The sequence below is a fragment of the Alcaligenes parafaecalis genome (assembly GCF_026344135.1).
In the GTDB taxonomy this organism is placed as follows: domain Bacteria; phylum Pseudomonadota; class Gammaproteobacteria; order Burkholderiales; family Burkholderiaceae_B; genus Alcaligenes; species Alcaligenes parafaecalis.
Window position 1 is genome coordinate 1,418,164 of record NZ_JAPKNA010000001.1, and the last position, 16,771, is coordinate 1,434,934.

The following is a 16,771-nucleotide window of genomic DNA, read 5'->3' on the forward strand; positions in this document are numbered from 1 at the left end:
ATACTCCTTTACTTCTGTCTAAAACGGTATTGCCACTCATGCAGGAACGTTACAACCCCAGCGAGGTTGAACAACTCGCTCAGCAAAACTGGACCGATCGGGACGCCTATCGTGCCGTCGAAAACGCCACCGCTCCCGATGGCTCGCTCAAACCCAAGTTTTACGCATGCTCCATGCTGCCCTATCCTAGCGGCAAGCTACACATGGGTCACGTGCGCAACTACACCATCAACGACATGATGGCGCGCCAGCTACGCATGCGCGGTTTCAACGTTCTCATGCCCATGGGCTGGGATGCTTTTGGCATGCCCGCTGAAAACGCCGCCATCAAATCGCAAGTCCCACCCGCCAAGTGGACCTACGACAACATCGCTTACATGAAAAAGCAGATGCAGGCGATGGGTCTGGCAATCGACTGGTCGCGCGAAATGTGCGCCTGCGATCCCGAATACTACAAATGGAACCAGTGGCTGTTCCTGAAAATGCTGGAAAAAGGCATTGCCTACCGCAAGACCCAGACCGTGAACTGGGACCCGGTAGACCAAACCGTTCTGGCCAACGAACAGGTTATTGAAGGCCGTGGCTGGCGCTCTGGCGCGCTGGTTGAAAAGCGCGAAATTCCTGGCTACTACCTGCGCATTACCGATTACGCCGAAGAGCTGCTGGACACCGTAAAAACCGGCTTGCCCGGCTGGCCCGAGCGTGTGCGTCTGATGCAGGAAAACTGGATAGGCAAGAGTCAGGGCGTACGCTTTGCCTTCCCTCACGATATTCGTGACGAGCAAGGCCAACTGATTCAGGACGGTCGCCTGTACGTGTTCACCACCCGCGTGGACACCATCATGGGCGTGACCTTCTGTGCTGTTGCCCCTGAACACCCGCTGGCTGCTCTGGCTGCCCGCAGCAATCCCGAGCTGACGGCCTTTATTGAAGAATGCAAGAAAGGCGGCACCACGGAAGCCGATATGGCTACCCGTGAAAAAGAAGGCTTGCCTACCGGCCTGACCGTCAAGCACCCACTGACTGGCGCGGACGTTCCTGTCTGGGTCGGTAACTACGTCTTGATGAGCTACGGCGACGGTGCCGTCATGGGCGTGCCTGCCCACGACGAACGCGACTTCGCCTTTGCGCTGAAATACCAATTGCCTATTCAGCAAGTCATTGGCGTTGAAGGCAAAGACTACGACGCCACCCAATGGCAAGACTGGTACGGCGACAAGCAGCAAGGCCAAACCATCAATTCCGGCAAGTACGACGGCCTGGCACACGTCGCTGCCGTGGATACGATTGCCGCCGACCTGAACGCCAAAGAACTGGGCGAAAAACAAACCACCTTCCGTCTGCGCGATTGGGGTATTTCCCGTCAGCGCTACTGGGGCACCCCTATCCCTATCATTCATTGCGATGATTGCGGCCCAGTTCCTGTTCCAGAAAAAGACCTGCCCGTGGTTCTGCCTGAAGAGCTGATTCCCGATGGCAGCGGTAACCCGCTGAACAAGCACGACGCCTTCCTGAAGTGCGCCTGCCCTTCTTGCGGCAAACCTGCGCGTCGTGAAACCGACACCATGGACACCTTTGTGGACTCGTCCTGGTACTTCCTGCGCTACACCACGCCTGCGCTGAACGACTCCATGACTGATCCACGCACCGATTACTGGATGCCTATGGATCAGTACATCGGTGGTATCGAGCACGCTGTGCTGCACTTGCTGTATGCACGCTTCTGGACCAAAGTCATGCGCGACATGGGCCTGGTCAAGATTGACGAGCCCTTTACCCGCCTGCTGTGCCAGGGCATGGTGCTGAACCACAGCTATACCCGTCGCACGCCACAAGGCGGCATCGAATACTTCTGGCCTGAAAACGTCGAAAACATTTACGACGAAAAAGGCGCGATTGTCGGTGCCCGCTTGAAGAGCGATGGTTTGCCCGTGCAGTACAACGGCATTGGCACCATGTCCAAGTCCAAGAACAACGGCGTGGATCCTCAGTCGTTGATCGACTCGATGGGCGCCGACACCGCCCGCTTGTTCATCATGTTCGCCAGCCCACCCGAGCAAACTCTGGAGTGGTCAGATTCGGGCGTGGACGGAGCCAACCGTTTCCTGCGCCGCCTGTGGTCCTTCTGCTACAACCACGCCGACGCCCTGCGCGCCGGTAATGCCCAGGCGACCGACTGGAGCGATCTGGACGCGGCTGCCAAGCGTACCCGTCTGGAAATCCATTCGCTGCTCAAGCAAGCCAATTACGATTACGAGCGTATTCAGTACAACACCGTTGTCTCGGCTTGCATGAAGATGCTCAACACCCTGGAGCAGACTCAGTGGGAAGATACGCCTGCTGCGCAACGCGCCCTGGCTGAAACCACCTCCATCCTGTTGCGTGTGCTCTACCCTGTGGTGCCGCACATCACCTGGCAGTTGTGGCGTGAGCTGGGCTGGGCCGACGGTCTGGGCGATATGCTGGATGCCCAATGGCCTGAAGTCGATGAGCAAGCCCTGATTGCCGACGAAGTCGAACTGATGCTGCAAGTCAATGGCAAGCTGCGTGGTTCGCTGGTCGTACCTCAGGGAGCGGAAAAAGCCGCCATTGAACAAGCTGCCGCCGAACACGCGGCTGTGCTCAAGTATCTGGAAGGCCGCCCCGCCAAGCGCATCATTGTGGTGCCTGGCAAACTCGTTAACGTCGTAGGTTAATCATGCATTTAGCCCGCCTGTTTCCTTCTGCCTCTCTGTCTGTTCCTGTACTCGGGCCCTGGCGACTGGCGGGCCTGATCATCCTGCTCAGCTTCGTGTTGACGGCCTGCGGCTTTCACCTGAAAGGGGTGGCTCCGCTGCCGTTCAGCACGATCTACACCAATATTTCGGACAACAGCGCCTTTGGTGCGAACCTGCGTCGAACCTTGTCGGCCAGCTCACCCCAAACTCGCTTTGTTGAACGCTCGCAAGATGCACAAGCCATTTTGCAGCAGTTGTCCCACAGCCGTAACCAACGCGAAATCTCCATCAACGCCAAAGGCCAGGTGGAAGAATACGAACTGCAACTGAGCTTTGTCTTTGAACTGCTGGATGCCAAGGGCCGGGTTGTTTTACCGCCCACGACGCTGAACGTGATTCGTGAGGTCCCTTACGACGCCGAAGCTGTCCAGGCCAAAGACAGCGAAATTGAAATGATTTTCCGTGACATGGAACAGTCGCTGATCAATCGCATTGTGCGTCGCTTGAGCTCGCCTGATGTAACCAGCGCCTACCATTTCATGAGCAGCCAGCCCGACGCCAGTTCTCTGGAAGACATGGAACTGCTGCCCACTCGACAGCAGGCCCCACTGTAAACATGGGACGCAGGGCCGACCACGACACCTTGCTGCGCGAACTGGCCACGCCATCCGCAGCTTTCCAACCGCTTTATGTGGTGTCCGGTGACGAGCCCCTTTTGCTGGTTGAAGCCGCCGATGCCGTGCGCGCCCGCGCCCGCCAGGACGGCTTTACCGAACGCAGCAGCTTTACTCTGGATGCCCGCGCAGACTGGTCGCAATTGTTTGCTGTCGCCCAGAACATTTCCTTGTTTGGCGATCAAAAACTGGTTGATGTGAGCATCCCCAGCGGCAAACCCGGCAAACCGGGTGGCGATGCCCTGCAAAAGCTCTGCGAGCTCATCAGCGGCGGGCAAATGGACGGCACCAGCTTTCTGATTCAGCTTCCTCGCCTGGATAAAGCCACGCGCAATAGCAAATGGTGCCAGGCCCTGGAGCAGGCGGCCTACTGGGTCGAGATTCAGCCCATCAACCGCAATTCGCTGGGCGGCTGGATTGCCCAGCGATTGAAAGCCCAGGACCAAAGCCTGGAACGCAACAGCCTGGAATGGATGGCCGACAAAGTAGAAGGCAACCTCCTGGCCGCACATCAGGAAATCCAGAAACTGGCCCTGATCTACCCTCCTGGCCAACTCAGCCAGGAAGAACTGGAAAACGCCGTCCTGAACGTGGCACGCTACAGCGTGTTTGATCTGCGCGACTCCATGCTGGCCGGTCAAAGCCAACGCGCCCTGACCGTACTCGATGGCTTGCAGGCAGAAGGCGAAGCCCTGCCCCTGGTCTTGTGGGCCGTAGGCGAAGAAGTTCGTACCTTGGCTCGCCTGTCGCAGGCGCGTCAGCAAGGACAGGATCTGTCCAACCTGTTTCGCCAGTACCGTATCTTCGGCCCGCGCGAAAAACTGGTACGCCAGGCGCTGGACCGCATCCCACCTCAGAGCTGGCCCGCGTCGGTGCTACATGCCCACGATATAGACCGCCTGATCAAGGGTCTGCACCCCAACGGACGCCAGCAGGACCCGTGGGAAGAAATGCGCCGCCTGACCATGCGTATCGCGGTCGCGACACAAGCACCTCGCCGCTAAGCGTCCGATACCCCTTAACTCTTAATTGTTGCGATAATGCTCTCTTGAACCGGAGAGTTACACGGCTATGAACGATATCACCCAGTCCTCTGTCGCCACCCAGGTCGGCGATCTGTCTTCCATGATGCAAGATTTGGGCAAGCGTGCTCAGCTTGCCGCTCGTCGCATGCGCGCCGCTACTGGCAAAGCCAAGGCCGACGCCCTGCGCTATATGGCTGATGCCCTGATTGAGCAAAAAGCCCAATTGCAAGCGGCCAACGAGCTGGACTTGCAAGCAGCGCGTGAACGCCAGATTGCCCCGGCCATGATCGAGCGTCTGGCTTTGTCAGACCGCGCCCTGGAAATCATGACCACAGGCTTGCGTCAAATTGCAGATATGGACGATCCGGTCGGCCAGATCGGTGCCTCGCGCACCCGCCCTAACGGCATGCGTGTGGCCCAGATGCGCGTCCCTTTGGGTGTCATCGGCATCATTTACGAATCCCGCCCCAACGTCACCATTGACGCAGCGGCCCTGTGCCTGAAGTCCGGTAACGCCACCATTTTGCGTGGCGGCAGCGAGGCATTTCACTCCAATCAGGCCTTGGCACAGATTATTTCCAGCAGCCTGGAAAAAGCAGGTTTGCCCAAGGACGCCGTGCAAGTGGTGCCCACCACGGACCGCGATGCTGTTGGTCTGCTGGTTACCATGAACGACTACGTGGACGTCATTGTCCCTCGTGGTGGCAAGAGCCTGATCCAACGTCTGAGCGCCGAAGCCACCGTGCCGCTGATCAAGCACCTGGATGGCAACTGCCATATCTATGTGGATGAGTTTGCCGATCTGGAAAAAGCCACACGCATCACCTTTAATGCCAAGACGTATCGTTACGGCATTTGCGGTGCCATGGAAACCTTGTTGGTTCATCGCAGCATTGCTCCCGCCTTTCTGCCTGAAATTACCCGCCAATTGCAAGAAAAAGGCGTGGAACTACGCGGTTGTGAGCAGACCCGTGCTCTAATCGCCAACGTGGCACCTGCAAGCGAGGAAGATTGGGAAACCGAATTTGCAGCGGCCATCCTGGCGATCCGCATTGTGGACTCCATGGAGCAAGCCATGGACCATATTGCCCAGTACAGTTCCGAGCACACGGAATCCATCGTGACAGAAAACCTGAGCCTGGCCGAACGCTTCCAGCGTGAAGTGGACTCCAGCTCCGTCATGGTGAACCTGCCTACCTGTTTTGCTGATGGCTTCGAGTACGGCCTGGGTGCAGAAATCGGTATTTCCACCAACCGTCTTCACGCCCGAGGCCCAGTGGGTCTGGAAGGTTTGACGACCTACAAATGGGTCTTGCATGGCAATGGCCAAATGCGTGGTTAAATCATGCTTTGGCTAAAAACATTTCACATCTTGTTTGTGACCTCCTGGTTTGCGGGGCTGTTCTACCTGCCTCGCATCTATGTGAATCTAGCCCAGGAGCAAGATGCCAAGACCTATGAAACGCTCTTGGGCATGGCCCGGCGCCTGTATCGCTTTATGGCCCCTTTGGCCATTTTGACTTTGCTGACAGGCCTGGGATTGTTTTTGTATTACGGCATAGGCAAAGGACAGGGTTGGATGCACGCCAAACTGACCCTGGTTTTGATCCTGTTTGCCTTTCACGGTGTGTGCGGACGCTATCTGCGGCAGTTCCAGCAAGGGCAACAAAGCCGCTCACACGTATTCTTCCGCTGGTTCAATGAAATTCCGGTCATCGTTCTGCTGCTGGTCCTCATCCTGGTGGTTATAAAACCCTTCTAATACCTAATTCATGTCAGACCAATCTGAACGCAAGACCCTAAGCCTGGCTACAGGCCCTAAAAAGAAATCCAGCAATGCGGAACCCCGCGTGCGCTCGGGTGCGCGCGCACGTGCGGCCAGCCTGCAGCAAGACCGCCAAGGCGGCCCAAAACGCGAATCCCGCCCCTACGCAGAAAAGCGTGACCAGGACCGCCGTGAGCGTCCCGCATTCGACCGCAACCGCGAAGGCGGTCGTCCTCAATCGGGCGAGCGTCGTGAGTTCTCCGGTGAACGCCGTGAACGTCCAGCGTTTGACCGCAATCGCGAAGGCCGCCCTCAAGGCGACCGTCCAGCGTTCTCCGGTGAGCGCCGTGAACGTCCAGCGTTTGACCGCAATCGCGAAGGCCGCCCTCAAGGCGACCGTCCAGCGTTCTCCGGTGAGCGCCGTGAACGCCCAGCATTTGACCGCAATCGCGAAGGCCGCCCTCAAGGCGACCGTCCAGCGTTCTCCGGCGAGCGTCGCGAACGTCCGGCATTCGACCGCAACCGCGAAGGCCGCCCTCAAGGCGACCGTCCAGCGTTCTCCGGTGAGCGTCGCGAACGTCCGGCATTCGACCGCAATCGTGAAGGCCGCCCTCAAGGCGATCGTCCAGCGTTCTCCAGCGAGCGTCGCGAACGCCCCGCATTCGACCGCAACCGCGAAGGCCGCCCTCAAGGCGACCGTCCAGCGTTCTCCGGCGAGCGCCGTGAACGTCCCGCATTCGACCGCAACCGCGAAGGCCGCCCTCAAGGCGACCGTCCTGCATTCTCCGGTGAGCGTCGCGAACGTCCCGCATTCGACCGCAACCGTGAAGGCGGCCGTCCACAATCGGGCGAACGTCGTGAATTCTCCGGTGAACGTCGTGAGCGTCCCGCATTCGACCGCAACCGTGAAGGCGGCCGTCCGCAATCCGGCGAGCGTCGCGAATTCTCTGGTGAACGTCGTGAGCGTCCCGCATTCGACCGCAATCGTGAAGGCGGCCGTCCACAATCGGGCGAACGTCGTGAATTCTCCGGTGAACGTCGTGAGCGTCCTGCATTCGACCGCAACCGCGAAGGTGGCCGTCCGCAATCCGGCGAGCGTCGTGAGTTCTCCGGTGAACGTCGTGAGCGTCCCGCATTCGACCGCAATCGTGAAGGTGGCCGTCCACAATCCGGTGAGCGTCGCGAATTCTCCGGCGAACGCCGTGAGCGTCCCGCTTTCGACCGCAACCGTGAAGGTGGCCGTCCACAATCGGGCGAACGTCGCGAATTCTCCGGTGAGCGTCGCGAGCGTCCTGCATTCGACCGCAACCGCGAAGGCGGCCGCCCACAATCGGGCGAGCGTCGCGAATTCTCCGGCGAACGCCGTGAGCGTCCCGCTTTCGACCGCAACCGCGAAGGCGGCCGTCCGCAATCCGGCGACCGTCGCGAGTTCTCCAGCGAACGCCGTGAGCGCCCTAGCTTTGATCGCAACCGCGACAGCCGCCCTCAAACCGGAGAACGCCGTAATTTCTCTGGTGAGCGACGCGAACGCCCTGCGTTCAAAGGTGACAGCGAATCTTCGGACCGTACCCCTGCCGGAAAAATGCCTAGTGGCTTGTTCAAGCCCGCCGGTGACTCGGATGCATTTCCGCAATACGTGTCTCCTATCCAGCGTGTAGACAGTCCCCAGGCCCCCAAGCCTGGGCAGCGCCTGCCCGACAGCACGATCGAGGAAAACGAGCGTGTTCAGGTCAAGGCCTTGCAAGGCGAGCGCTACCGTCTGTTTGCTCCCTGCCCTCAAGGGCTGGAGGAAGCACTGTCTTTGGAACTGCAAGCTCTGGGTTACGAAAACGTGCAAACAGGCCGTGCTGGCTGCCACTTTGACGCAGACTGGATCGGCGTCATGCGTGCCAACCTGTCCTCGCGACTGGCCACACGCATTTTGCTGGAAGTCTCACACGCACCAGTGACCAACGAAGAAGACATTCTGGCCCTGGCCCGTGTCACTCCGTGGGAACGCTGGTTTGGCCCTGAGCAAACACTGCGTGTCGATACATCGGCCGTACGCAGCCCGATGCAAAGCCTGCAGTACTGCAATCTGCGTGCCAAAGACGGGATTTGTGATCGCCTGCGCGATCTGGAAGGCGCTCGTCCTTCTATCGATACCGTGCGCCCTGACGCCAAAGTCCATCTGTTCCTGGACGAGACCAGTGCTACCTTCTATCTGGACACCAGTGGCGAGTCTCTGTTCAAGCGCGGCTGGCGTCACGACAAGGGCGATGCGCCTTTGCGTGAAAACCTGGCGGCTGGCCTGCTGGCCCTGTCCGGCTGGGACCCGACCAAGCCTTTGATCGATCCTTTCTGCGGTAGCGGCACCATTCTGATCGAAGCGGCCTGGATGGCACTGGGAGCTCCTCCCGGTATCTGGCGTCCATTTCACTTTGAGCGCCTGCGCTGCCACGATCAGCGTTTGTGGCGCGATATCAAAGACGAAGCGCGTTCATTGATCGCCCCACGTCTGGATACACCTCTGATCGGTTACGACATCAACCCCGCCGTTCTGGATGCCGCTCGTTCCAACCTGGAGCGCTCGCACCTGACGCTGGAGACGATTCGTTTTGAGCAAGGCGACGCGCTGAAGATTCGCCCCGAAACAGAAGCGGGCTGGATTGTGACCAACCCGCCCTACGGCGAGCGTCTGGAACATCAGGACGAGGACTTCTGGCCAAGCTGGGCCAGCAACCTCAAGCAAAACTTCGCCAACTGGAGTGTGAATATGATCAGCAGCGATCTGGAGCTGCCACGTCATATGCGCCTCAAGCCCAAGCGTCGTTTCCCGCTGTACAACGGTGCGCTGGATTGCCGCCTGTTCTGCTTTGACATGGTTCCAGCCAGTTATCGCAATAACGAAGCGGCCCCGGACGCCAGCGAAGACGCTACCAGCGCCGAATAAGCGTTAAACAGTCTTGCGCATGCCCACAAGGGCCAAGTCCATCTCAATGGCTTGGCCCTTGTTTATTGGGATAGGCACCCCATATAAGCAGCATTCCGTTAGGCAGCGATATACGCGATAATGGAAGTCTTCCCTGTCTCAAGACGCACAATGACACCCTCTTTCACTACTCCTGGCCGCTGGCGACGCTTTGCCTGCATGATGTACGAATCCATCCTGCTGTTCGGCGTTATTTTTACCACCGGCTATCTGTTTGATACCTTGACCCAAAGCCGTAGCGGCCTGGATCTGCGTCATGTGCGTCAGGTCGTTCTGTTTATTGCGCTGGGGATTTATTTTGTGCTGTGCTGGCGTAAAGTCGGCCAGACCTTGCCCATGAAGACCTGGCACATGCGTCTGGTTAATGAGCAAGGCCAGATTCCTGCCCTGCGCACCTTGCTGCTGCGTTATATTTTGCTATGGCCCTTGCCCTTGATGGGTGCCTTGCTGGTTCAGCTTCTGTCTGGCTACACAGGCTATGCGTCCACGGACCTTCTTATCGTGTTTACGCCTTTTCTGAACTTTATCTGGACCTGGTTCGACAAAGACCAGCAGTTCCTGCACGACCGTCTTAGCAAGACTCGTCTGATCGATGCACGCCCTACTCGTGTTACGTCGGCAGCCACCTGAACAGACACGCTGCCTCTTCATTTTTTAGTAGTACAACAAAGTCATGACCGACATTTTAAAAAAATACCTGTTTGCCGACCAAAGCACACGAGCCCAGATGGTTCACCTGGAGCAAGCCTGGCAAATGGGGCTGGAACACCAGCACTACCCAGCCTGCATCCGCGACTTGTTGGGCGAACTGGTTGCTGCCTCCGTGCTGCTGGCGGGCAACCTTAAATTTGACGGCTCCCTGATTCTGCAAATTCAAGGCGATGGCCCCATCGCCTTGCTGGTCGTGGAATGCACATCGGACATGGATATACGCGCAACCGTTTCTCTGCGTGAAAACCATCCTGTGCCCCAAACCGGCACACTTCAAACCCTGCTGAACCCACAAGGCCAAGGTCGCTTTACCGTGGTGTTGGCTCCACGCCAAAGTAGCAAGGACTTCCGCCCCTATCAGGGCGTGGTTCCACTAGAAGGCGAAACCGTGGCCGAAGTTCTGCAAACCTATATGCGCACCTCTGAGCAGCTAGACACCCATCTGTGGCTGGCCGCGGACGAGAACCGCTGCGCAGGCCTGCTGCTGCAACGCATCCCGCCACAAGGTGGTCACAATCTGGCGCAGAACCTGGATACCTGGGAACGTGCCTTGGCCCTGGGCTCCACCGTTCAAAGCCAGGAGCTGCTGCAACTGGATAGCGACACCCTGATTCACCGCCTGTTCTGGGAAGAAGACCTGCAAGTCTTTGAACCTCAGGCTGTGCGCTGGCATTGCCCCTGTTCCCGTCAACGAGTCAGCAATATGCTACGCATGCTGGGCCGGGAAGAAATTGAGCAAATGCTGACAGAGCAAGACACGGTCAATGTGTCCTGCAACTTCTGCGGCAAGCCTTATCAGTACGATGCCATTGACTGCGCCTCTCTTTTCGTCGACAAGGGCGATACCCAGCCCGGTGACGACACACTGCACTAAGTCAATTAGCTAAGGGCAAATACGCGAGTACAAGCCCTTCTATCCGCCTGATCCGCACACAGCCATGATGGAGACATCATGGCTGATTTTTCTGGTACTCCCCATCTGCAATCTGGCTTGGCAGGCTCCCATATTCTGGGGGCTCTGCTGGCTATCCTCCTGCTGAGCTTTCTGGCGCTGGATGTGCTCACTCTGTACTCACTACGGGTACGCCTGCAGCACAGTTTGCTGCAGGCCGCCCGTCAGGCCAGCGTGCATCAGGCACGACCTGAAACCATCGCCCAGACATTCAGCCAGGGCTTGGCTGCCGCCAAAGTGCCGCGCCACGATCAATGGCAAATACAGATTGTGTCGCCCTCCTCCCAGGCCTTTGCCTGGCATGGCAGGCCCTCGTCTCAGCACGAAGGACGGCCCGCCATTACCCAGGGCTGGCAAGCCTTGCAAGCCGAGCAGGCAGACCGCAACAGCCCCAGCATCTACCAGGCGAACACGCTACATCTGTACCTGGTGTATGCCCATCAGGCTGGACCACTATCCTTGATGCGTTTGATGCCCCAGCTTCCGGCTAGCGTAGCGAATCCCCTGAACTCTGCAGTCGTTTGGCTACGCCTGGAAATCAAGCACCCCATGCAGTCCGATGCCGTGCAATGGGATGATTTACCGGATGGCCGGGTGATCTATGCCCGGCAGACAGAAGATCAGGCTGCCCTGGCTGTCTCTCAAGCAGATTGGCCTGCTCCCCTGGACTCTCCGGACCTGCCTTCCCCAAGTGGAAACGACCCCCTTCCAACCTGGGATGGCAAGACACAAGAACCACAGGACGGCTTGGTGCCACCCAACCCCGCTGACACTGGTTCAGGTGAAGGAAATGGCACCCCAGACTCCTATGCCCCTAATCCAGCCTGCTACTGAGGCCAAGTACTAGCCTCAGAAAACAACAGGCACGGACAAGCCTGGATAATTCATCCATCAATAAAAAGGGGGGAAATCAGAAATGAACCGGCTAGCTTGCCGTTTCCATAGCGCCTTGCGCGCTACTTCTTAACGTGGACTGGCTGTGGTGGCAGCCGAACCACCGGGAGGCACAATCTGCACGAAGATCTCGCCTTCACGCATCATGCCGAACTCGCTACGAGCGCGCTCTTCAACGGCGTGAGTCCCTGAACGCAAATCCTGAACTTCGGCCAGCAAGGCGTTGTTACGCGCCGTCAGGGCTTCATTGGTTTCTTTTTGCGCGACCAGCTTGGTCTGCATTTGCCGTACATCCAGCCAACCGCCTTTGCCCCACCATAAAGCGTAATGGGTTACCAGGGTCAAACAGAGCAGGAGCAGGACGATAAGGCGCATGGTGGCGTAAGAACCGGGTCTCTCGACCCGGTTCATCAAACAGAATTAGCGCAGATTATAGAACGCTTCGCGACCTGGGAAGGTAGCAACTTCTGCCAATTCTTCTTCAATACGCAACAACTGGTTGTACTTGGCCATACGATCGGAGCGGGACAGGGAGCCCGTTTTGATCTGCATGGCGTTCGTCGCCACAGCGATGTCCGCAATAGTGGAGTCTTCGGTTTCGCCCGAACGGTGCGAAATCACAGCGGTGTAACCGGCACGTTTGGCCATTTCGATGGCAGCAAAGGTTTCGGTCAGGGTGCCGATCTGGTTGATCTTGATCAGAATGGAGTTACCGATACCCAGTTCGATACCCTTCTTCAGGATCTTGGTGTTGGTCACAAACAAATCGTCACCAACCAACTGGATCTTGTCGCCCAGTTGCTGGCTCAGAATGCGCCAGCCGTCCCAATCGTCTTCGGCCATGCCGTCTTCGATGGAGATGATGGGGTACTTGTCGCACCAGTTAGCCAACAGATTGGCAAAGTCTTGCGAGCTCAGGGACACGCCACCTTCGCCAGCCAGGTGGTATTTACCGTCGCGGTAGAACTCGGAAGCCGCGCAGTCCAGGGCCAGAGCAATCTGGGTGCCGGGCTCGTAGCCAGCTTGTTCGATAGCGCGCAGGATCAGTTCGATAGCCGCTTCGTGGTTGGCCACGTTAGGAGCAAAACCACCCTCGTCGCCCACAGCGGTGGACATGCCTTGATCGTGAATCAGGCCTTTCAGGGTGTGGAACACTTCTGCACCCATACGCAGCGATTCGCGAAAGCTCTTGGCGCCCACGGGCATGATCATGAACTCTTGCAGATCCAGGGTGTTGTTGGCGTGTGCACCACCGTTGATGACGTTCATCATCGGTACAGGCATGGCCATGGCACCACTGCCACCGAAGTAGCGGTACAGGGACAGACCCGAATCATCAGCAGCGGCACGGGCCACAGCCATACTGGCAGCCAGCATGGCGTTAGCGCCCAGGCGGCTCTTGTCTTCGGTACCGTCCAGCTCGATCAGGGTGCGATCGATAAAGGTTTGTTCTTGAGCATCCAAGCCCATCAAGGCTTCGGAGATTTCGGTGTTCAGGTTTTCGACCGCGCGCAGCACACCTTTGCCCAGGTAACGGCTCTTGTCACCATCACGCAGTTCCAACGCTTCGCGAGCGCCAGTGGATGCACCAGATGGAACGGATGCACGCCCCATAGCGCCCGATTCGAGCAATACATCACACTCCACCGTTGGATTACCACGGGAGTCCAGAATCTCGCGGCCAATAATATCTACGATTGCACTCATGATTTTGACAGTCCTGCCTGAAGTAGCATTAAGCTAGATAAGTTAAACAATCCTGCTGCCGGGCGTATCACCGTAAACCGGTCTGAAGACGGGCTTGAAAAGGTGCTTGGCCTGGAAGTCGAAAAGATCAGCAAGCGCGACAGCTATAGTGCAATCAGCGCCCCCTGCCCTCCTGCTAAAACAGGATTGTACCTGCCCATGACACAGCCGTGCCATGTCTGGTTTCGAAAGCTGGAAAAAAGCCTGGATTCAAGCCCTTGCCCCCTTCCTGATCGAAACCGGCACGTCTTTATTATCACCAGAAATTCCGAGACTAGGCGGCGTCTCTGTAAATACAAAAAGTACCGATACGTCTCAAAGTAAATCTTTGTCGCCTGCCTTTAACAGCGCACTTTCCCAATTGCCCAGCAAGGTAATCAACTGCGACAAGTCCTGATCGGAGAAGTCCTGCAACATGGCCTCGACCAGACGGCGACGGCGCGGCAAGGTGGCCTCGACCAGCTCACGACCCGCAGGGCTCAGGCGCACATTGGTCAGCCGGTTGTCCTGCTCATCGGTGAAGCGTTCGATCAAGCCCAAAGACTCGATGCTTTTAAGCTGGCGCGTCACCGCAGCCGGATCAATGCGCAATAAACGCACCAACTGCTTTTGAGACAGGCAGCCATCCTCTTGATGCAAACAGATCAGGACACGCCAGCGCGGTAAGGGCATGCCCAATTGCTGGTCAAACGCCGCCATCAAGCTGCGATACGTGCGCCCCAACTGCTGAGCCGCTTGAAGTTGTGGAAATTCATTCATCATGTTCAAGACTGTTCTTGACGATTAAATCGTATGGGCGGCACTTTGCGTACCCAATAAAAACACCAGACTATCAACAGCAAGGTAATGGCCATACCCATATTGACAGCATGCGCCAGGGCGTCGCGGGCCAGGCCCAGATACATCTGCCCATCTTGTCCCGCCTGCTCCAGAAACTGCGTCTGCTGACTCACACTCATCAGCACTTGCGGGTCTTGCAGGGAATGGACCAGAGTAGAGGGCAAGGCCGTTAATTGCGTGCGGATGGCTTCACCGTACTGGTAGTTGATCAGGGTGCCAACGACCGCGGTACCCAACATGCCACCCACCATGCGCATGGACTGTAGCATGGCCGTGGCAATACCCAGCATGGAGCGCTCTACAATTTCCTGCGCAAAAACGGTCAGATTCGGCATGATGCAGCCTATGCCCGTCCCGGCCAGCGTGGCATACATCACAAAGTGCCAATACGGATCAGTTTTCTTGATGAACACCATGCCCAGGCAGGCAATACCCAGCAGTATCAGCCCCAGATACAACATGCGATTGGGGTGGCGCAGTCGCGTAATAGTACGGCCATTAATAATACTGCCCACGGTAATGAATACCACCAGGGGCGTAATCAATAAACCGGCTGTTTGCGGGCGCAGACCATAGCCACCTTGCAGCAACAAAGGCGCATAGAACAACAGCCCAAACAGAATAAAGCCCAAGCCAGCCGACAGAATCAACAAGGACAACTGGGCAGGACTGCTAAACAGAACCAGCGGCAAGAGCGGCTCGTCGACACGGCGCTCCCAGGCCACCAGCAGAACAAAAGCTCCCAGACTGCACAGTCCGAGCAAAACCATCACATAGCTGCCACCGTATTGAGGCAACAACTCTACCAAGAGCTGAATACACGCCAGGCCCACCATGAGCAAAAAGGCACCCAGCCAATCCAGACGCACCTTAGTCTGACGAAAATGGCGAATCTGCGGCAAGTAACGATAGACAAAATACAGGCTCAGCAAACCAACGGGCAAATTCACATAGAACACCGAGCGCCAGCCGTAGTGTTCCGTCAGAATCCCACCCAGAAACGGCCCCACGCCATTGGCGATACCAAATGAAGCACTGAGCATGACCTGCCAGCGCAAGCGCACACGTGGATCAGGAAACAGATCGGGCACACAGGCAAAAGCCGTGCCTACCAGCATGCCCCCGGCGATCCCTTGCAAAGCGCGGGCCAGAACCAGTTGCAACATGCTTTGCGACATGCCGCAAAGCACAGACGCCAAGGTAAACAAGACAATGGACACCAGCACAAAACGGCGGCGGCCATAGAAATCTCCCAGACGGCCGAAGATAGGCACAGTAATCACCGAGGTCAGCAAATACGCGGTTGCGACCCAGGCATACAGTTCAAAGCCGTGAAGCTCGGACACAATCGTGGGCAAGGCGGTCCCCACCACTGTCTGATCGATCGCCACCAACATCACCACAAAGCACAAACCCATCATCGCCAGAATGGATTCTGTGACGGATAAAACGCGCCCCGGTGTCTTTTGTGATGTTTCTGAGAGGTTTACCATTTTCGTTGACCATGCAATTATTGCCTAGTCAATCATTTTACGAGAGCGATAAAAACCTGACAAGCACTGCCTGAATCAAACCCTGCCCCGCTATCCCGGTACACAATAGCGATCATCCAGAAAGCATGGCTTTCCAAACGAATCTGCCCCACAGGAAAAACGTATGAATATCATGATTGTTGGTGCCAGCATGGGTCTGGGACGCGCCTTGATGGACGGCTTGGCCCAGGATGGCAACACACTGTATGGCGTGGCCAGACGGCCACCTAGCTCCTTGGGCAGCTCTCTAAGACCGGATCCCAGCTCCAATCAGCACTGGATATGCGCCGATTTGTCCCAGCCGGACACCGCCAGCCAATTGGCAGCCGCCTGCCCGGACTCGCTGGACGTACTGGTCTACAACCTGGGGATTTGGGAAGACACGGCATTCAGTGATGAATACGATTTTCTGTCACAAAGCGATCAGGCCATTCGCCGTCTGGTCGACGTGAATCTGACTGGGGCCTTGTTGGTCATACGTCACTTGCTGCCCCATTTATTGCGCAGCAAACAGCCTCGCTTGATTCTGACGGGGTCGACCTCGGGTCTGCGTCAAAGCGGACGACCAGAAGTCGCTTTTGGCGCGACGAAATTTGCCTTGAATGGTTTGGCTGACAGCCTACGCGAAGGCTATAGAGATCAAGGGCTGGCAGTAAGCTGCCTGCAACTGGGCTATCTGAATACGGAAGATGGCCTGGATGTTCCCTTGCGCACGGCGGCTGAGCGGGATCAGGGCGAGACCATCCCGGTCCATGACGTGCTCACCATTGTGCGCAGCCTGCTGCAACTGTCTGCGGCCAGTTTTATACGCGAGCTGATCCTGCCTGCCCTGCGTGATCCACGCTTCTAAACATCAAAACAAGCGGATCCCGTTCCTGAGATATTGAACAAAAAGCTTGGACTCTATACCTGGGCCCCATAAAAAAAGGGAGTGTTTTCACACT

Annotated in this window: 14 protein-coding genes; 10 read left to right on the forward strand and 4 right to left on the reverse strand. The window is 57.2% G+C overall.

From position 1 onward, the window contains the following. Window positions 1–38: 38 nt before the first annotated feature. The 9 genes from leuS to OSH09_RS06660 all read left to right on the forward strand — a co-directional run bounded on the left by leuS (window position 39) and on the right by OSH09_RS06660 (window position 11,649). Complete coding sequence (leuS, locus tag OSH09_RS06620) at window positions 39–2,696, forward strand: leucine--tRNA ligase (RefSeq protein ID WP_266120500.1); 2,658 nt, start codon at window positions 39–41, stop codon at window positions 2,694–2,696. A gap of 2 nt (window positions 2,697–2,698) precedes the next feature. After that, window positions 2,699–3,331, forward strand: coding sequence for an LPS-assembly lipoprotein LptE (locus tag OSH09_RS06625; RefSeq protein ID WP_243430297.1), 633 nt, complete (start codon window positions 2,699–2,701; stop codon window positions 3,329–3,331). Window positions 3,332–3,333: 2 nt separating this feature from the next. Then, window positions 3,334–4,395 carry a DNA polymerase III subunit delta gene (gene holA / locus OSH09_RS06630; protein ID WP_266120501.1) on the forward strand — a complete coding sequence of 354 codons (1,062 nt, stop codon included), beginning with the start codon at window positions 3,334–3,336 and terminating at the stop codon, window positions 4,393–4,395. Between the two features lie 67 nt (window positions 4,396–4,462). After that, complete coding sequence (locus OSH09_RS06635) at window positions 4,463–5,758, forward strand: glutamate-5-semialdehyde dehydrogenase (protein ID WP_266120502.1); 1,296 nt, start codon at window positions 4,463–4,465, stop codon at window positions 5,756–5,758. A 3-nt stretch (window positions 5,759–5,761) separates the two neighbouring features. Further along, a complete protein-coding gene (locus tag OSH09_RS06640; RefSeq protein WP_035272539.1) occupies window positions 5,762–6,178 on the forward strand; it encodes a CopD family protein in 417 nt (138 codons plus the stop codon). 1,585 nt (window positions 6,179–7,763) lie between these two features. Beyond that, entirely contained in the window at window positions 7,764–9,113 is a 1,350-nt protein-coding gene (locus tag OSH09_RS18340) for a THUMP domain-containing class I SAM-dependent RNA methyltransferase (RefSeq protein ID WP_407653290.1), read from the forward strand. A 150-nt stretch (window positions 9,114–9,263) separates the two neighbouring features. Beyond that, window positions 9,264–9,782, forward strand: coding sequence for an RDD family protein (locus OSH09_RS06650; RefSeq protein ID WP_266120504.1), 519 nt, complete (start codon window positions 9,264–9,266; stop codon window positions 9,780–9,782). A 43-nt stretch (window positions 9,783–9,825) separates the two neighbouring features. Then, a complete protein-coding gene (hslO, locus tag OSH09_RS06655) occupies window positions 9,826–10,737 on the forward strand; it encodes an Hsp33 family molecular chaperone HslO (protein WP_266120505.1) in 912 nt (303 codons plus the stop codon). A gap of 78 nt (window positions 10,738–10,815) precedes the next feature. Then, window positions 10,816–11,649: a hypothetical protein gene (locus tag OSH09_RS06660; protein ID WP_266120506.1), complete on the forward strand. Its 834-nt coding sequence runs from the start codon at window positions 10,816–10,818 to the stop codon at window positions 11,647–11,649. A 129-nt stretch (window positions 11,650–11,778) separates the two neighbouring features. On the opposite strand, the gene ftsB is transcribed toward OSH09_RS06660, so the two are convergent. From ftsB to OSH09_RS06680, 4 genes are all read right to left on the reverse strand, one after another. Then, the gene (gene ftsB, locus OSH09_RS06665; protein ID WP_094197272.1) at window positions 11,779–12,084 is read right to left on the reverse strand and encodes a cell division protein FtsB; all 306 of its coding nucleotides are present in this window, start codon (window positions 12,082–12,084) and stop codon (window positions 11,779–11,781) included. A 45-nt stretch (window positions 12,085–12,129) separates the two neighbouring features. Beyond that, the gene (eno, locus tag OSH09_RS06670; RefSeq protein WP_207875337.1) at window positions 12,130–13,416 is read right to left on the reverse strand and encodes a phosphopyruvate hydratase; all 1,287 of its coding nucleotides are present in this window, start codon (window positions 13,414–13,416) and stop codon (window positions 12,130–12,132) included. A gap of 354 nt (window positions 13,417–13,770) precedes the next feature. Beyond that, window positions 13,771–14,217, reverse strand: a complete 447-nt coding sequence (locus tag OSH09_RS06675) for a MarR family winged helix-turn-helix transcriptional regulator (RefSeq protein WP_207875338.1) — start codon at window positions 14,215–14,217, stop codon at window positions 13,771–13,773. Window positions 14,218–14,219: 2 nt separating this feature from the next. Beyond that, entirely contained in the window at window positions 14,220–15,788 is a 1,569-nt protein-coding gene (locus tag OSH09_RS06680) for an MDR family MFS transporter (RefSeq protein WP_266120507.1), read from the reverse strand. Window positions 15,789–15,951: 163 nt separating this feature from the next. On the opposite strand from OSH09_RS06680, the gene OSH09_RS06685 reads away from it, so the two are divergent. Further along, the gene (locus OSH09_RS06685) at window positions 15,952–16,677 is read left to right on the forward strand and encodes an SDR family NAD(P)-dependent oxidoreductase (protein WP_266120508.1); all 726 of its coding nucleotides are present in this window, start codon (window positions 15,952–15,954) and stop codon (window positions 16,675–16,677) included. Window positions 16,678–16,771: the final 94 nt, after the last annotated feature.

What these genes read in the sequence shown, in the direction of transcription:
- hslO (WP_266120505.1), top strand. Translation starts at nt 9,826, where the DNA reads ATGACCGACATTTTAAAAAAATACCTGTTTGCCGACCAAAGCACACGA.
- OSH09_RS18340 (WP_407653290.1), top strand. Translation starts at nt 7,764, where the DNA reads ATGCCTAGTGGCTTGTTCAAGCCCGCCGGTGACTCGGATGCATTTCCG.
- OSH09_RS06675 (WP_207875338.1), bottom strand. Translation starts at nt 14,217, where the DNA reads ATGATGAATGAATTTCCACAACTTCAAGCGGCTCAGCAGTTGGGGCGC.
- OSH09_RS06635 (WP_266120502.1), top strand. Translation starts at nt 4,463, where the DNA reads ATGAACGATATCACCCAGTCCTCTGTCGCCACCCAGGTCGGCGATCTG.
- OSH09_RS06640 (WP_035272539.1), top strand. Translation starts at nt 5,762, where the DNA reads ATGCTTTGGCTAAAAACATTTCACATCTTGTTTGTGACCTCCTGGTTT.
- OSH09_RS06660 (WP_266120506.1), top strand. Translation starts at nt 10,816, where the DNA reads ATGGCTGATTTTTCTGGTACTCCCCATCTGCAATCTGGCTTGGCAGGC.
- ftsB (WP_094197272.1), bottom strand. Translation starts at nt 12,084, where the DNA reads ATGCGCCTTATCGTCCTGCTCCTGCTCTGTTTGACCCTGGTAACCCAT.
- OSH09_RS06680 (WP_266120507.1), bottom strand. Translation starts at nt 15,788, where the DNA reads ATGGTAAACCTCTCAGAAACATCACAAAAGACACCGGGGCGCGTTTTA.
- OSH09_RS06650 (WP_266120504.1), top strand. Translation starts at nt 9,264, where the DNA reads ATGACACCCTCTTTCACTACTCCTGGCCGCTGGCGACGCTTTGCCTGC.
- OSH09_RS06685 (WP_266120508.1), top strand. Translation starts at nt 15,952, where the DNA reads ATGAATATCATGATTGTTGGTGCCAGCATGGGTCTGGGACGCGCCTTG.
- eno (WP_207875337.1), bottom strand. Translation starts at nt 13,416, where the DNA reads ATGAGTGCAATCGTAGATATTATTGGCCGCGAGATTCTGGACTCCCGT.
- leuS (WP_266120500.1), top strand. Translation starts at nt 39, where the DNA reads ATGCAGGAACGTTACAACCCCAGCGAGGTTGAACAACTCGCTCAGCAA.
- holA (WP_266120501.1), top strand. Translation starts at nt 3,334, where the DNA reads ATGGGACGCAGGGCCGACCACGACACCTTGCTGCGCGAACTGGCCACG.
- OSH09_RS06625 (WP_243430297.1), top strand. Translation starts at nt 2,699, where the DNA reads ATGCATTTAGCCCGCCTGTTTCCTTCTGCCTCTCTGTCTGTTCCTGTA.